Origin of the sequence: Ferriphaselus amnicola, assembly GCF_000974685.2 — a bacterium.
GTDB lineage: Bacteria > Pseudomonadota > Gammaproteobacteria > Burkholderiales > Gallionellaceae > Ferriphaselus > Ferriphaselus amnicola.
On the sequence record NZ_AP018738.1, the window covers coordinates 1,118,744 to 1,133,611 of the forward strand.

The 14,868-nt window shown below is 57.9% G+C and carries 15 protein-coding genes; 10 read left to right on the forward strand and 5 right to left on the reverse strand.

The genetic code is table 11. The features are described from left to right. Positions 1-70 precede the first annotated feature (70 nt). On the reverse strand, positions 71-559 hold the full coding sequence (locus OYT1_RS13640) for a restriction endonuclease (protein WP_062627614.1): 489 nt from the start codon (positions 557-559) through the stop codon (positions 71-73). A gap of 873 nt (positions 560-1,432) precedes the next feature. After that, entirely contained in the window at positions 1,433-1,768 is a 336-nt protein-coding gene (locus OYT1_RS05390; RefSeq protein ID WP_119283482.1) for a hypothetical protein, read from the reverse strand. Between the two features lie 130 nt (positions 1,769-1,898). Here OYT1_RS05390 and OYT1_RS05395 point away from each other — a divergent pair, with 130 nt between their 5' ends. Further along, positions 1,899-2,924: an IS110 family RNA-guided transposase gene (locus OYT1_RS05395; protein WP_062627780.1), complete on the forward strand. Its 1,026-nt coding sequence runs from the start codon at positions 1,899-1,901 to the stop codon at positions 2,922-2,924. Between the two features lie 468 nt (positions 2,925-3,392). Beyond that, the gene (locus OYT1_RS05400) at positions 3,393-4,373 is read left to right on the forward strand and encodes an integron integrase (RefSeq protein WP_062627653.1); all 981 of its coding nucleotides are present in this window, start codon (positions 3,393-3,395) and stop codon (positions 4,371-4,373) included. Positions 4,374-4,378: 5 nt separating this feature from the next. On the opposite strand, the gene OYT1_RS05405 is transcribed toward OYT1_RS05400, so the two are convergent. Continuing rightward, on the reverse strand, positions 4,379-5,170 hold the full coding sequence (locus OYT1_RS05405) for a hypothetical protein (RefSeq protein WP_062627654.1): 792 nt from the start codon (positions 5,168-5,170) through the stop codon (positions 4,379-4,381). A gap of 204 nt (positions 5,171-5,374) precedes the next feature. Between OYT1_RS05405 and nagZ the strand changes: the two genes are divergently transcribed. From nagZ to OYT1_RS05445, 8 genes are all read left to right on the forward strand, one after another. Continuing rightward, positions 5,375-6,424, forward strand: coding sequence for a beta-N-acetylhexosaminidase (gene nagZ / locus OYT1_RS05410; RefSeq protein WP_062627655.1), 1,050 nt, complete (start codon positions 5,375-5,377; stop codon positions 6,422-6,424). A 65-nt stretch (positions 6,425-6,489) separates the two neighbouring features. Beyond that, entirely contained in the window at positions 6,490-7,581 is a 1,092-nt protein-coding gene (locus OYT1_RS05415; RefSeq protein ID WP_062627656.1) for a cell division protein ZipA, read from the forward strand. Then, positions 7,578-9,626: an NAD-dependent DNA ligase LigA gene (gene ligA / locus OYT1_RS05420; protein WP_062627657.1), complete on the forward strand. Its 2,049-nt coding sequence runs from the start codon at positions 7,578-7,580 to the stop codon at positions 9,624-9,626. The genes OYT1_RS05415 and ligA overlap by 4 nt, the downstream gene beginning before the upstream one ends. Then, positions 9,616-10,485, forward strand: coding sequence for a UTP--glucose-1-phosphate uridylyltransferase GalU (gene galU / locus OYT1_RS05425; RefSeq protein WP_062627658.1), 870 nt, complete (start codon positions 9,616-9,618; stop codon positions 10,483-10,485). Before ligA ends, galU begins: the two co-directional genes overlap by 11 nt. Next, the gene (locus tag OYT1_RS05430; RefSeq protein ID WP_062627659.1) at positions 10,485-11,036 is read left to right on the forward strand and encodes a hypoxanthine-guanine phosphoribosyltransferase; all 552 of its coding nucleotides are present in this window, start codon (positions 10,485-10,487) and stop codon (positions 11,034-11,036) included. Before galU ends, OYT1_RS05430 begins: the two co-directional genes overlap by 1 nt. 1 nt (position 11,037) lies before the next feature. Continuing rightward, positions 11,038-11,784, forward strand: coding sequence for an S-methyl-5'-thioinosine phosphorylase (locus OYT1_RS05435; protein WP_062627660.1), 747 nt, complete (start codon positions 11,038-11,040; stop codon positions 11,782-11,784). After that, positions 11,774-12,313: a peptide deformylase gene (def, locus tag OYT1_RS05440; protein WP_062627661.1), complete on the forward strand. Its 540-nt coding sequence runs from the start codon at positions 11,774-11,776 to the stop codon at positions 12,311-12,313. The genes OYT1_RS05435 and def overlap by 11 nt, the downstream gene beginning before the upstream one ends. Then, positions 12,310-13,344, forward strand: a complete 1,035-nt coding sequence (locus OYT1_RS05445) for a potassium channel family protein (RefSeq protein WP_062627662.1) — start codon at positions 12,310-12,312, stop codon at positions 13,342-13,344. Before def ends, OYT1_RS05445 begins: the two co-directional genes overlap by 4 nt. A 115-nt stretch (positions 13,345-13,459) precedes the next feature. On the opposite strand, the gene folD is transcribed toward OYT1_RS05445, so the two are convergent. Both folD and ppa read right to left on the reverse strand, forming a co-directional pair. Beyond that, entirely contained in the window at positions 13,460-14,314 is an 855-nt protein-coding gene (gene folD, locus OYT1_RS05450; RefSeq protein WP_062627663.1) for a bifunctional methylenetetrahydrofolate dehydrogenase/methenyltetrahydrofolate cyclohydrolase FolD, read from the reverse strand. 3 nt (positions 14,315-14,317) lie between these two features. Next, the gene (ppa, locus tag OYT1_RS05455; protein WP_062627664.1) at positions 14,318-14,845 is read right to left on the reverse strand and encodes an inorganic diphosphatase; all 528 of its coding nucleotides are present in this window, start codon (positions 14,843-14,845) and stop codon (positions 14,318-14,320) included. Positions 14,846-14,868 lie beyond the last annotated feature (23 nt).

Genomic DNA, 14,868 nt, shown 5'->3' on the forward strand with positions numbered 1-14,868 from the left:
GCCGCGGAGGGAACCGAGAAGCGCAGCTTCTCGGCGGTCCCTCTCGAGCGGCGGGTTGGGCGTCTGGCGGTCATATGTCGACCTCACCACGGATTAGCTCAACGGTTGGCTTAGCAACAGCCATCACTTCGGCAATCGTAGGCGGGCTACGTCGATAGGCCAGATTAAGCGATGCAAGCAAACGGCCACCGTCAACGAGTTCAACCACAAAACCTCTCTGCGCCGCGAGGGCTTGTTCTTTGGTCACTCCGCGAGTGAAATGGGACGAAGTGACAAGCAGAGAATTGGTGGCGCCATTGATTGCCATTGTTCCAATGAGTTCCCTAAGGACACGCACGCCAACCTTGTTCTTGGTGTGTTTGACCTGGGCGTAAACATCACCGTGGTCGTTATGATCAACGATGACGTCAATGCCGCCATCCTTTGATCTTGCGGTCACTCGGGCGTCGTAACCGAATTCGCGGAACACGCCCTTGGTCACGTCTTCTAGAGCAGCCCATGCGGTTGAAGAACCGCGACCAAGTAGATGCGCTTCAATCTCACTTTCGAGGGCGGCCAACTGCTGCTCATCTGGCCCGGAAGAAAACGTGCGTAGAGCGGCACCTGTTGCGGTGAGGATTCGAATTGCACTGTTAGGTAACGATCCGCATGAACTGTCCCAGGTGTCATTGGACGCAAACCACCAGCCGCAAGACTCGCAACGCATTACCTTGATGTACTGGGAATACCTTCGGCCGTCAGATTCATCCTTCCGATCAGTGACCGAGAGCGATGGACTGTTTTTACAGCATGGGCAGGCACTGTTCCCAAACACTGCCGACAAAAGAGGAGCGGACTGGGTTTGGCTTCCGTACTGCCAGATTCGGGAGTTCATGCGTTAGACGCCCAACGTGTAGTTAAGCCGCGCCGATAGGCGTCGGCTTGAACGTAAGGTTATACATAAGCCTTACGCAAGAAATAAAAGCCCAGCCTCCGAAGAGGCTGGGGTGATACCGACTAAATTAGAACCATAAGCAGAAAGACGATTAGCTGTAACTGCCTATGGCTCAATTTAGCCTTGATGGTTAGCTCTATCATTGGATTAACCTTTGAATGAGCGGCCATCGGTGCACCTCAGGCCGCGCATAAGAAATGTGGCCTGCGGGATTTATATAGCGCCTTGCTGGGCGCTTGCTCTTGGCTTACCGCGAATGGCCTTGAGCGGCGGCTTGTTCTGCAAACTTACTGGCACAGCCTCGGGATAGCAACAGCACAACCGTTACGTCCATTGCAGAATACGCACCTTAAGCGGTTTACTAGACCGCAGCCATTGGGGGTAGTAACCCCAATGTTCGTTCCCCACATGCGGCTCTGTGGGGCTTATGTATAACGTGAAGGTAAGGGGCTGCGCTTTAGCGCAGTCCCAGCCAGAAGGGCGAACTTGACCGTAGGGTTAGGTGGCATTGTGATACCACTCTGGCGGCGGCTCTTTGGCAGACCACCCCCAGTCCACAAGACAATTAATGTAATCCGCAGGATCAATCGGCAAGTGGTGTTCTTCAGCAAGCATTGATGAGCATGCGAACCCAGCACTTATGGCCTCAGCAAACGCGTCTCGCACGTACTCCACGTCAATGAGCATTCCACGTTCGCTTCCGAATTGCGGCAGGAGGCAGGCAAACTCGTAATGCCCGTTCTTGAGAGGGAACATAAAAGGGCCAACGAACTCAATTTTCAAAGCATGAGCGACTGTTTGCCATTGTTCTCGTAAGAGGTCGCGGTCGGTCATATTTGTGGCCGCCTAACGAATGAAAGGGACTTCCCCGTCCCGAAGGAGCGGTGAAGTTACCGCGAACGGCATCAAAAGTGCCAAGATGGAAATGGACGTTTTCATCTAAACCGAACAGGAGGGGAAAGTCATGAGCATTATCACGATTGGGATCGATCTTGCCAAGAATGTTTTTGCAGTTCATGGCGTTAATGAGGCTGGACGAGCCGAGTTGGTCAAGCCGAAGGTGTCGCGAGATCAGTTGTTGCCACTGATTGCCCAGTTGCCGCCATGCGTGATCGGCATGGAAGCCTGCACGGGCGCGCATCACTGGGCGCGGCAGTTCCGGCAGTTTGGTCACACCGTGCGGCTGATTGCGCCGAAGTTCGTCACGCCGTACCGGATGAGCGGGAAGCGCGGCAAGAATGATGCGGCGGATGCTGCCGCCATCTGCGAAGCCGTCACCCGCCCACAGATGCGATTTGTGCCGATCAAGGACGAACACCAGCAAGCCACCCTTACCCTGCACCGCACCCGGCAGGGGTTCGTCGAAGAACGGACCGCGTTGTACAACCGGATACGCGGATTGATTGCCGAGTTCGGCATCATCCTGCCGCAAAAGGTCGAACGCCTGCGGCGAGAGATCGGTGCACATCTGGAAGACCTACCAAGCTGGGCCAACCGCTGTGTGGGCGACATGCTTGAGCACGCCGACCGGCTGGACGAACGCATCCACGAATACGACCGCGCCATGGCCGAATCGGCACGCGCAGACGACCGCTGCCGCCGCCTGATGCAACTGCCGGGCATCGGCCCGACCAGCGCCACTGCACTTGTCGCCAGCATCGGTCACGGCCACGACTTCAAGCATGGCCGCCAGTTGGCGGCTTGGCTCGGTCTGGTTCCCGGCCAATACAGCAGCGGCGGCAAAGCTAGGCTCGGACGCATCACCAAAGCCGGCGACGGCTACCTGCGAAGTTTACTGGTGCTGGGTGCGCGCGCCGTGCTCAACAGCCTCGGAGACAAACAAGATCGCCACAGTCGCTGGGCCAGAGCCCTCGTCGAGCGACGTGGCTACTGGCGCGCCACCATTGCCATCGCCGCCAAGAATGCCCGACTGTGCTGGGCGGTGCTGACCTACGGCGAAGCGTTCCGGCTCACCGCCGATGCAGCCTGAACGGCCAGCAAAAACCGACTATAGCAAAGGGAGGAAACGAATCACGGCAGGACGAACGTCGATGATGTGAGCGGGTTGGACCCGCGCGGGGTGAACCTGATCAATTTACAGGGGAGATACACAAACCCGGCTAACGAATGAGGCCCCCGCGCGCGTCTTTCATCAGGGTCCGAGCAATAGGCTCAACATGACCGGTTGTAGTTTGGCAGTCCTTCACCACCTCGCATCGGCAACGAAAGTCAGCAAACGTGATCAAGAGAACAGTAGAGACAAAAACCTAAAGACCAACCGGTCAGTTGCAATGACGGGGAAGCCCTTGTAGTAATTTAGACGACAAAATAATTTGGTTGAAGTGTCGCCTAAATCCGGTATGCTTGTCAAAGAAAAGTTAAAAAACCACATATAACCAGATTGTTACTATAACTTTGGATATAGGCCATCCGATATAGGCGGCCTAAAAATTCGCGGATGAATGCTCAAGTAGTTTCTCAAGATTCGCCCAAGCTGCTCGACCGGATGCGGGCGGAGATCCGCTTGCGCCACTACAGCATTCGTACCGAGCAGGCGTATGTTGATTGGGCGCGGCGCTATATTCTGTTTCATGACAAGCGCCATCCTCGGGAGATGGGGGCTGAGGAGGTGCGGGACTTTCTGTCGCATCTGGCTACTGAGCGCAATGTTTCGGCCTCGACGCAGGGGCAGGCAAAATCGGCTTTGCTGTTTCTGTATCGGGAGGTGCTGCATATCGAGTTGCCTTGGCTGGACGAGGTGATTTCGGCAAAGACGGCCAAGCGCTTGCCGGTGGTGTTGACGCAAACCGAGGTGCGTCATCTGATCGGTGCAACTTCGGGCACAATGGGAATTATCGTCAGTTTGTTATATGGGACGGGGATGCGCTTGCTGGAAGCCTTGCGCTTGCGGGTGAAGGACGTGGAGTTCGAGCGTCGCGAGATTATTGTGCGGCAGGGTAAGGGTAATAAAGATCGGGTGACGGTGTTGCCGGAAAATCTGCTGTTGCCACTTAAGGCGCATCTAGAGCGGGTGAAGGCGTTGCACGAACGCGATTTGGCGGAGGGATTTGGTGAGGTGCAGTTGCCCGATGCACTGGAACGGAAATATCCCAAGGCGGGTAGGTCGTGGGGTTGGCAGTTTGTGTTCCCCTCGGTGTCTCGCTCGACTGATCCGCGCTCCGGTGTGATTCGGCGGCATCATTTGTATGAGGCTAGTGTGCAGCGGGCGGTGCGCGAAGCGGCCAAGCTGGCTGAGATCGCTAAGCCGGTGTCTCCACACACGTTGCGCCACTCCTTCGCCACGCATCTTTTGCAAAACGGTTACGACATACGCACGGTGCAGGAATTGTTGGGCCACAAGGATGTGCAGACCACGATGATTTACACGCATGTGCTTAACAAGGGCGGGCGCGGTGTGGTCAGTCCGCTGGATCGCTGAGTGGCTTAGCGATATTCTGGCCCGGCTGGGGTAGTATCGTTGGCGTCCAGTATTTCGACGGAAATTTTTACATTCGTGTTGATGTAGCCTTGGTCGTTGGTTTTTCCCATTAGCAAGAATGCGGGGGGGGAAACGTCGATCTGCGGCCCTTGGCATTGCCTGCTGCGTTTGTTGTCCGAGTGCGAGGCAGGGCAGAAATCGGTGATGTAGAGCACCATCGATGGGGTGGCTTTGGGATATTTGCCTACTTGTCGGGTGAGTTCATCGACATACACATTCGGTAGGTAGTTGTTGATGGGCGGTACGTTGTGATTGATCTGCGAGAGTAGGGATGGCTCGCCCTGCTGGCCGCAGTATTCGGTAGTTAGGCATTTGATCCGGACTTTTCTTCCACAGAGTTGCAAATTTTCAGCGCAACTCGGTTCGCCATTCCCATTGCTTGCACATTTTTTCATGCCCAGTAGTGAGGTCGAGTCGCTGGGCGCGAGATGCCAAAGGAAATACTCTCCGCTGTGGTAGCGCATGTCGCCGACGGCGTTGTCGCATGCGAGTCCGCCGAAACTGTCTGACAAGGGGCCTGCGTTCGAGCGCCATTCGCCATTTTTGCGGTAGGTGTTGTCGGTGGTGTTGATGATGGTCATGCGCATGGTGTCGTGGCGATCCCAGCCATCGGTGGTGCAAGCACTGAGCAGTAGCAGGAGGAGTGAGCCTGTTGCTAGGGTGAACTTGGACCGGTTGAGCGCGGGGAGTAAGGGGCCGAACTCTTGGCGTATGTGGACAGTGGCAACTTCACTCATGGAAACGCGGCATCTCATGGTTCGGGCGTGTGGTGGTTCGGTGGCTGGGGGATTGTGGGCGGTAGCCGTGCAAGTGGACGGACTTTAGGGGCGGAGCGTTGAGCTGTCAATCGTTGCGCTGGGCGCGCGGCGCTAAAGGCCGCTGCGCTTAGCGGCGGGTTCAGTGTATTCTCTGGTCTGTTTGTAATTTAAGTCGAGGGACGTATGGGTTTGGGGCCAGTGATGCTGGATGTGTTGGGCAAGGTTTTGACGGCCGAGGACGAGGCGCGCTTGCGTCATCCCTTGGTGGGCGGGGTGATCTTGTTCGCGCGCAATTACGAATCGCCGTCGCAGTTGTGCGAATTGACGGCGGCCATTCGGGCGGTACGTACTCCGCCGTTGTTGATCGCGGTGGATCACGAAGGCGGGCGAGTGCAGCGTTTTCGTACGGGCTTTACGCGCATTCCGCCGATGCGCGAGTTGGGCAAAGTGTGGGATGCGCATCCCAAACGGGCGAAGCATCTGGCGCAGCAAGCGGGTTTCGTGATGGCGGCTGAGTTGCGCGCCTGCGGAGTGGATTTTAGTTTTGCGCCGGTGCTGGATATGGACTACGGCGTGAGCACGGTGATCGGTGATCGAGCTTTTCACTCCGAGCCGCAAGCCATCGCTGAGTTGGCGCACAGTCTGCTGCTGGGCTTGCGTCAGGCGGGGATGCACACGGTGGGCAAGCATTTTCCCGGTCACGGTTACATCGCGGCAGATTCGCATCTGGATATTCCAGTGGATGAGCGCAGTTATACCGACATCGAAATGGCCGACCTGATCCCGTTCCGCCAGATGGTGAATTTCGGGCTGACGGCGGTGATGCCCGCGCATGTGATCTATCCCAAGGTGGACCCACGCCCGGCGGGATTCTCGCCGGTATGGTTGAAGCAAGTGCTGCGCGGCGAGCTGGGCTTCGAGGGTTGCATCTTCAGCGACGATCTGTCGATGGAAGGCGCGACGGTGGCGGGCGGCATCGTGCAGCGGGCGGAAGCGGCGCTGAGTGCCGGTGCCGATATGGTGTTGGTGTGCAATAAGCCCGAATCGGCGGACGAGTTGCTGGCTGGGCTGCGGTATGAGATGCCGGCCACCAGCAAGGCGCGACTCGCTCACATGCGGGGCGGGGCGCATCCACCGTCGCAAGCACAGTTGCACGAGTCGCCGGAGTTTCTGACTGCGCTGCGCGAAGTGAGCACCATCGGGATACAGGATGGTGATCTGGCGCTGTCATAGGCTTTGCCATTTCTCCAAGCTGTTGCGATAATCGCGGCCAACATCCAATAACAACAAACATCGCCATGAGTGAATTGCAAATCAGTCTGCTGGGCATCGGGATCTTCGTGGTGCTGGCCGTATGGACTTACGGGTGGTGGCAACAGCGCCAATATCGTCGTCGCTTCGGCGAAGTGTTCGAGAAGAAGCGCGACGATGTGCTGCAACCGAATGCGCCACAAGAGCAGGACCGTAGTGGGGAGAGCCAGTCCGAAACCACTCCCGAGGTCGCCGTGGAAGAGGTGGTGCAGGCGCTGGCCGACGAACCGGTTCGCAATAGCGCTGCCAATGAAGGCTGCGCTTTGGTGGATGCCAGCAGCGATTACGTGACGCTGATCTACCCCGGAACACCTATCGGTGTGAGCGCGTTGGCTCCGCTATGGCAACAGCGTTTCGACTTCGGCAAGCCGGTCAATGTCTGCGGATTGAATTCTTCCAGCGGACAATGGGAGCGCGTCATTCCCGAAAGTCCATTGCTCTATGATTCTCTCAAGTTGTCTCTGCAACTTGTTGATCGTACAGGATCAATTAGCGAAACTCGCATCGCTGCTTTCCGTGAGCTGATACAAAAGATCGCCGCTGACATGTCGGCGGAGGCTGAGTGTCCAGACGTGGCCGAGGCGGCCAAACGTGCGATCGCGTTGGATGCGGTGTGCGCCGAGGTGGATCAGATCATCGGCCTCAATCTAGTGCCGCGTAGCGACCGCCAGTTGCTGGGCGCCGAGATCGTCTATGTCGCCTCGCAGAACGGGTTTACCTTGCAGGCCGATGGTGCGTTCCAGTTCTTGGACGGGCGTGGCCTGACGCAATTCAGCCTGAGCAATCTGGATAATGTGCCGTTCCAGCATCATCTGCTGAATCAGATGTCGTTCTCTGGCCTGACCTTGCTATTGGAAGTGCCACGTGTGGAAAATCCGGTGGAACGTTTCGACGAGATGCTGGAAATGGCCAAGGTCATCGCTGCCAGTTTGCGCGCCAACGTGGTGGACGATCGCCGCAAACAACTAGGCGACGAGGGCATCGCTATCATCCGCGAACAAGTGGTCGCCATCGAGCAGACCATGCTGGGGCAGCAGATCATTCCCGGTAGCTCTCAGGCGCTGCGGTTGTTTGCATGACCGACATCGCTGCGCGCATCGCGCAACTGCGCGCTGAGATCGAAAGACACAGCCACCAGTATTACGCGCTGGACGCGCCACTCATCCCCGATGCCGAATATGACCGCCTGTTCCGCGAGTTACAGGCACTTGAAGCCGATCATCCCGAGTTCGCCTCTCTAGATTCCCCCACCCAACGCGTCGGCGGCAAGCTGCTCGATGGCTTCGCGCCGGTGCTCCATGCCGTGCCCATGCTGTCCATCCGTACCGAGACCGACATCAGCGACGGCGGCGCGCTGGCCTTCGATGGCCGCGTCAAGCGCGAGCTGGAACAGCCGGACGCTGAGATCGAATACGTCTGCGAACTGAAGTTCGATGGCCTCGCCATCAACCTGCGCTACGAGCACGGCGTGTTGGTGCAGGCGGCTACGCGCGGCGATGGCGAGAGCGGCGAAGACGTGACCCAGAACATCCGCACCATTCGCCAGATTCCTTTGCGCTTGCAAGGCAGCGCGCCACCCGTGCTTGAAGTCCGCGGCGAGGCTTACATGGCGCGGCGCGACTTCGAGCGTTACAACGAAAAGCAACGCGAACTGGGCTTGCCCACGCTGGTGAACCCGCGCAACGGTGCAGCCGGCAGCATCCGTCAGCTCGACCCAGCATTGGCGGCGCGCCGCCCGTTGTCGTTCTTCGCCTACGGTTTGGGCGAAGTTCAGGGCTGGGAACTGCCCGCCACCCACAGCGGAATCTTGGAGGCATTAGCGACTTTGGGCGTGCCGGTGTGCGAAGAGCGTGCCGTGGTGCGCGGCGCTTCAGGCTTGGTGGCTTTCCATCAGCGCGTTGCCGAAAAGCGTGATGCGCTGCCGTTCGACATCGACGGCGTGGTCTATAAAGTCAACAACCTGACGCTGCAAGCACGGCTGGGCTTCGTCACCCGCGAACCGCGCTGGGCGGTGGCGCACAAATTTCCGGCGGAGGAACAGCTTACCGTGGTGCGTGACATCGACATCCAGGTCGGGCGCACCGGCAAACTCACGCCGGTAGCCAAGCTGGAGCCGGTGTTCGTCGGCGGCACTACGGTTTCCAACGCCACCTTGCACAATGAGGACGAGACGCGGCGCAAAGACGTGCGCATCGGCGACACGGTGATCGTGCGCCGTGCCGGCGACGTGATCCCAGAAGTAGTGGGCGTGGTGTTGGATCAGCGTCCCGCCGATGTCGGTGTGCCGTTCGATCTGTTTCAGCGCCTAGATGGAAAATGCCCGGTGTGCGGCAGCCATATCGTGCGCGAGGAAGGCGAGGCCGACTGGCGTTGTTCCGGTGGCTTGTTCTGCCCAGCACAGCGCAAGCAGGCCTTGCTGCATTTCGCCGGTCGTCGCGCGATGGACATCGAAGGTCTGGGCGATAAGCTGGTGGAGCAGTTGGTGGACGGCGACTTCGTGCGCACACCGGCGGATCTTTTTACGCTGAACCTGACCATACTCGCGCAACTGGAGCGCATGGGTGAGAAGTCGGCCAACAATCTGCTCGATGCCATCGAACGCAGCAAGCAAACGACGCTGGCACGTTTCATCTACGCACTCGGTATCCGTAATGTTGGAGAGGCGACGGCGAAGGATCTGGCGCGCCATTTCGGTGGGCTGGATGGCGTGCTGCAAGCCAATATCGAAGCCTTGCAACAGGTACCGGATATTGGCCCCATCGTCGCGCAGAGTATTGTGGCTTTCTTCGGCGAACCGCATAATCTGGGCGTGGTTCAGGCCCTACGCGATAACGGGGTGAGTTGGCCAGAGCAGGTGGTGATTCAGCAGACTACGCCCTTGCAAGGCTTGACCTTCGTGTTGACCGGTACGCTCGCGACGATGTCCCGAGATGAGGCAAAAGAACGATTAGAGAAGCTGGGGGCGCGCGTCAGCGGGAGCGTGTCGAAAAAGACCAGCCATGTGGTTGCAGGTACGGAGGCGGGAGGAAAGTTGGACAAAGCGCAAGAGCTCGGGATAAACATCATGAACGAGTCGCAGTTTATTGACTTCCTTAGGAAAATCGAGAATCAAGATGAAACATAAAATCACTAAAGCAGTCTTTCCGGTGGCGGGTATGGGTACCCGCTTTTTGCCCGCAACCAAGGCGAATCCTAAAGAAATGATGCCAGTGGTGGATAAACCACTGATCCAATATGCTGTGGAAGAGGCAGTCGAGGCGGGCATCACCGACATGATCTTCGTCACTGGGCGTAACAAGCGCTCGATCCCTGATCACTTCGATAAAGCCTACGAGCTGGAAGCGGAGTTGGCGTTGCGCGGCAAGACCGAGCTGCTGCGCGTGGTGCAAGAAGTGATCCCCAAGAACATCAACTGCATCTACATACGCCAGACGATGGCGTTGGGGCTGGGACATGCGGTGCTGTGTGCCAAGCCGGTGGTACAAGACGAGCCATTCGCCGTGCTGCTAGCCGATGACTTGCTGGACGGTGTACCCGGCGTGACCAAGCAGATGATGAGCGTGTTCGACAAGCATCAATGCTCGATTCTCGGGGTCGAGAATGTTCCGTTGGAAAATACAGGTAGTTACGGCATCGTCAGCAGCACGCCGTTCGAACCGCGTCTGGAAAAGGTCAATGGCATCGTGGAAAAGCCGAAACCTGCCGTCGCGCCATCGACCTTGGCCGTGGTCGGACGTTACATCCTGACACCGAGCATCTTCGATCATCTGGAACGCGTCAAACCGGGAGCTGGCGGCGAGATTCAGCTGACCGATGCCATCGCCGAACTGATGAAGGAAGAAAACCTACTGGCTTATCGCTACGACGGCGTTCGTTACGATTGTGGCGATAAATTGGGCTACCTCAAGGCGGTCGTTTCTTTCGGCCTCAAGCATCCCGAATTCCACGACGAGTTCGCCACTTTCCTCAAAACGGTCAGTTGATGATCTCTGCCCAGCAAGCGCACAACTACTTGCAGCAGGCCGAGGTCATTTGTCCGGCGGACGAGGTTCAGTCGGCGGTGCGTCGGCTGGCGCAAGAGATCAAAGCCCAGTTGGGTGAGACCCAGCCGCTGGTGTTGGCCGTGATGGGTGGTGCGGTCATCTTTGCTGGGCAGTTGTTGCCGCAGCTCGACTTCCCGCTCGACTTCGATTACGTCCACGTCTCGCGCTATGGCAATCATCAGCAAGGTGGTGAGCTACACTGGAAAGTACAGCCACAGCATGAAAAGCTGAAGGGTAGGGTGGTGTTGGTGCTGGACGACATCCTCGATGAAGGCGAAACCTTGGCGGCGGTGAAACAGCGCGTGCTGGCACTGGGCGCAACTGCTTTCTACTGCGCAGTGTTCGCCGACAAGCTGCACGGCAGACCTAAGCCCTTGTATGCTGATTTTGTGGGCGTTGAGTTACCCGACCGTTTCGTGTTCGGTTACGGTATGGACATCCACGGTGCTTGGCGAAATTTGCCTGCCATCCACGCTTTGAAGGAGAACTAACATGCTGGCGATTTTGGGCGGAACTGGGCTGACGCAGTTGACGAATCTGGAGATTACTCGTCGGCAGGTGATGCGCACGCCCTACGGCGAGCCGTCCGGCGCGTTGACCTTCGGCACCTTGGGTGGGCATGAGGTCATCTTTCTGGCACGTCACGGCTATGGCCACACCATTGCACCGCATCTGGTGAACTATCGCGCCAATCTGTGGGCGCTCAAGCAGGAAGGAGTGAAGCGCATCGTTTCAGTCGCTTCGGTGGGCGGCATTCGCGCCGATTTGGTGCCCGGCACCTTGGTCATTCCCGATCAGATCATTGACTACACCTACGGACGTGAATTCACGTTTGTCGATGGGACGGATCGGGCGGTGACGCATACCGATTTTACCCAGCCCTACACCCAATCTTTGCGCTCCAGAATCCTGGCCGCCTCCCGTATCGCGGATGTGTCCTGTTTGGATGGTGGCGTGTATGCCGCCGTGCAGGGGCCGCGTCTGGATACCATCGCCGAAGTGAATCGTTTGGAGCGCGATGGTGCAGATATGGTCGGCATGACGGGGATGCCGGAAGCGGCACTCGCACGCGAACTGGGCTTGAGTTACGCCACCATCGCTGCCGTGGTGAACTACGCTGCTGGCCGTGGCGATAGTTGCAACGGGGTGAATCTGGACAACGTCGGTAAGGTCGCTCAAGGTGTGATGGCGCATGTGCGCACGCTGCTCGAGTGCGTGGTGGAGTGCGATGGCGATTAGAGACGTCTTGCGCATGGGCGATGCGCGACTGTTGCATCGTGCCGAGGAAGTGGATGCGTTCGACACGCCGTACTTGCACGAACTGCTGGCGGACATGCGCGACACCATGCGGGCGCTCGACGGCATCGGCCTCGCGGCTCCGCAGATCGGCGTGCAGTTGCGTGTGGTCATCTTCGGCTGCGAACATACTCCACGTTATCCTGATGCACCGGCCATTCCCGAGACCGTGCTCATCAATCCCTTGCTGTTGCCGCTAGGCGATGAGCAGACCGAAGGCTGGGAAGGTTGCCTGAGTGTGCCGGGGCTGCGTGGTAAAGTACCTCGTTTCGATCACCTGCGCTATCGCGGCTATGACCAGTACGGCAGTTTGATCGACCGCACCGTGAGTGGCTTCCATGCGCGTGTGGTGCAGCATGAGTGCGATCACTTGGATGGTATCCTCTATCCGATGCGCATCGAAGACATGAGTCTGTTCGGCTTCAACGATGTGCTGTTCCCTGAAGCGGATAAACGCAAAGAGCACCCATGAGGCTGGACGCATCCGCACGTCATATCTATGCCTCGTTCATCTGGGGCTGCGTGGCTTTGGTCGTGGTTTTCATCGTTGGCACGGTCGGCTATCGCTTGCTTGGCGGGGAGCATAATTCCTGGGTCGATTGTTTCTACATGACGTTCATCACCATCGCCACCATCGGCTTTGGTGAGATTGTGGATTTATCGAACAATCATTACGGACGCCTGTTCACGGTATTCATCGGTTTCGCTGGGATCGCTACGCTGACCTACTTGCTGTCCACGGTCACCGCGTTCATTCTGGAAGGCGACCTCAATCTTGCTTGGCGGAGAAAGAAGATGCAGAAAAAGATCGAAAAGTTGCAAGACCACTACATCATCTGCGGCATCGGTCGGGTGGGTAGCAATGTGGCTCATGAACTGAGTGCGACGGGGCGGCGCTGTGTGATTCTCGATGAGGCGATGCAGAATATCGACAACTATCTGGATAAGCATCCAGAGCAGTTGTTCTTGCACGGCGATGCCACGGATAACGATCTGCTGATCGCGGCGGGGATACATCGCGCCAAGGGAGTGTTCGCGGTGGCGGCGGACGATAGCAAGAATCTGGTCATCAGCCTGAGCGCCAAGCAACTCAACCCGACGGTACGCGTGGTTGCACGTTGCCACGATGTGAAGAACGTAGAAAAGACGCGCCGTGCCGGTGCTGACGAGATCGTTTCGCCTGACTTCACCGGCGGCCTGCGTCTAGTCTCTGCGATGGTGCGCCCGCAGGTGGTGTCGTTCTTGGACGAGATGCTCAAGTCGGATGACAACTTGCGCATGGAAGAGATCACCATTCCCAGCGCGCTTTCTGGCAAACCGTTGGCCGTGCTGTATCACGGCAACAAGGATTGTGTCGTGCTAGCAGTCAAGCACCTCGGCCACTGGCAGTTCAATCCGCCGGCGCAGCATCCGGTACAAGGAGGGGATGTCCTGATGGTGATGACCACGCCGCAAGGTAGATCGCGGGTGGAGGAGTTGCTGGCAGGGGTCAGCAACGATTGATTGCGGGACGTGCACTGCGGCTAAAGCCCAAAGTGAGCGTGCGAGGCAAGGGCTGCTTAATGTCCTAAATTGAGCGGGAGCAGAACGCTCCCGCTACCTTGATCGGAATCTAAGGTCAGATTCCGGCGCTACGTTCCGCCGACTGCACGGTGTTGGCGACCAGCATGGTGATCGTCATCGGGCCGACTCCACCGGGCACGGGGGTGATCCAGCCAGCCACTTCTTTAGCCGACTCGAAATCCACATCGCCGCACAGCTTGCCATCCGCCATGCGGTTGATACCCACGTCGATCACCGCTGCACCCAGCTTGATCATGTCGCCAGTGATCATCTTCGGGCGACCCGTCGCCACCACCAGAATGTCGGCATCGCGGGTGTACTTGGCGAGGTCAACGGTCTTGGAGGTGCAGATGGTCACGGTGGCGTTGTGCTGCAACAGCAACAGCGCCATCGGCTTGCCGACGATGTTGCTACGGCCCACCACCACGGCGTGTTTGCCTTCGATGGACACGCCACTCTTCTGCAACAGCACCAGCGAGCCATAAGGCGTGCACGGCGCGAAGCGCATGTTGCCGGTAGCCAGCGCGCCGACGTTGATCGGGTGGAAACCATCGACATCCTTGTCAGGACTGATGGCGTTCAGCACCTTGTCGCCGTCGATGTGCTTGGGCACAGGCAATTGCACCAGCAGGCCGTGGATCTTCGGGTCAGCGTTCAACTCGGCGATCTTGGCCAGCAGGGCAGCTTCGGAGGTGTCGGCGGGCAGGGCGATGTGCTCGGAATGCAGACCAAGCTCAGCGCAAGCCTTCACCTTGTTGGCGACATACACTTTGGACGCCGGGTCTTCGCCGACGATGATGACCGCCAGTCCTGGCGTGATGCCGCGAGCTTTGAGCGCGTCGGCGCGAATCTTCCATTCGGCGCGCACTTCCTGCGCAATGGCCTTGCCGTCAATGATGCGCGCGGTCATGTCTTAACCCTTGTAGTTGGCAACGCCGCTGGTGATCTCAGCGTGGGCAGCTTCGATGCCTTTCCAGCCCTTGACCTTGACCCATTTGCCCTTTTCCAGCGACTTGTAGTTCTCGAAGAAATGCTGGATCTGTTGCAGCAGTTGCTCAGGCAGATCATCGATGCTGTTCACGTTCTGGTACAGCGGAGTCAGCTTGGTGACCGGCACGGCGACCAGCTTGGCATCGCCACCGCTCTCGTCGTCCATGTCCAACATGCCCAGCGCACGTACGCGGATCACTGCGCCGTGTACTAGAGGGAAGGGGGTGATGACCAGCACGTCAACGGGATCACCATCGTCCGCCAAAGTGTTGGGGATGTAGCCGTAGTTGCAGGGGTAGCGCATCAGAGTGGAGACGAAGCGATCGACGAACAGCGCGCCGCTTTCCTTATCCACTTCATACTTAACTGGATCCGAGTTCGCGGGGATCTCGATGATGACGTTACATTCTTGCGGCAGATTCTTGCCGGCGCTGACATTGTTCAAGCTCATGCTATTTTCCTTAATGATTGAGG

Bases quoted from the DNA above. Each gene is read 5' to 3' on its own strand.
- OYT1_RS05390 (WP_119283482.1), bottom strand. From the start codon at position 1,768: ATGACCGACCGCGACCTCTTACGAGAACAATGGCAAACAGTCGCTCAT.
- OYT1_RS05395 (WP_062627780.1), top strand. From the start codon at position 1,899: ATGAGCATTATCACGATTGGGATCGATCTTGCCAAGAATGTTTTTGCA.
- OYT1_RS05400 (WP_062627653.1), top strand. From the start codon at position 3,393: ATGAATGCTCAAGTAGTTTCTCAAGATTCGCCCAAGCTGCTCGACCGG.
- OYT1_RS05405 (WP_062627654.1), bottom strand. From the start codon at position 5,170: ATGAGTGAAGTTGCCACTGTCCACATACGCCAAGAGTTCGGCCCCTTA.
- nagZ (WP_062627655.1), top strand. From the start codon at position 5,375: ATGGGTTTGGGGCCAGTGATGCTGGATGTGTTGGGCAAGGTTTTGACG.
- OYT1_RS05415 (WP_062627656.1), top strand. From the start codon at position 6,490: ATGAGTGAATTGCAAATCAGTCTGCTGGGCATCGGGATCTTCGTGGTG.
- ligA (WP_062627657.1), top strand. From the start codon at position 7,578: ATGACCGACATCGCTGCGCGCATCGCGCAACTGCGCGCTGAGATCGAA.
- galU (WP_062627658.1), top strand. From the start codon at position 9,616: ATGAAACATAAAATCACTAAAGCAGTCTTTCCGGTGGCGGGTATGGGT.
- OYT1_RS05430 (WP_062627659.1), top strand. From the start codon at position 10,485: ATGATCTCTGCCCAGCAAGCGCACAACTACTTGCAGCAGGCCGAGGTC.
- OYT1_RS05435 (WP_062627660.1), top strand. From the start codon at position 11,038: ATGCTGGCGATTTTGGGCGGAACTGGGCTGACGCAGTTGACGAATCTG.
- def (WP_062627661.1), top strand. From the start codon at position 11,774: ATGGCGATTAGAGACGTCTTGCGCATGGGCGATGCGCGACTGTTGCAT.
- OYT1_RS05445 (WP_062627662.1), top strand. From the start codon at position 12,310: ATGAGGCTGGACGCATCCGCACGTCATATCTATGCCTCGTTCATCTGG.
- folD (WP_062627663.1), bottom strand. From the start codon at position 14,314: ATGACCGCGCGCATCATTGACGGCAAGGCCATTGCGCAGGAAGTGCGC.
- ppa (WP_062627664.1), bottom strand. From the start codon at position 14,845: ATGAGCTTGAACAATGTCAGCGCCGGCAAGAATCTGCCGCAAGAATGT.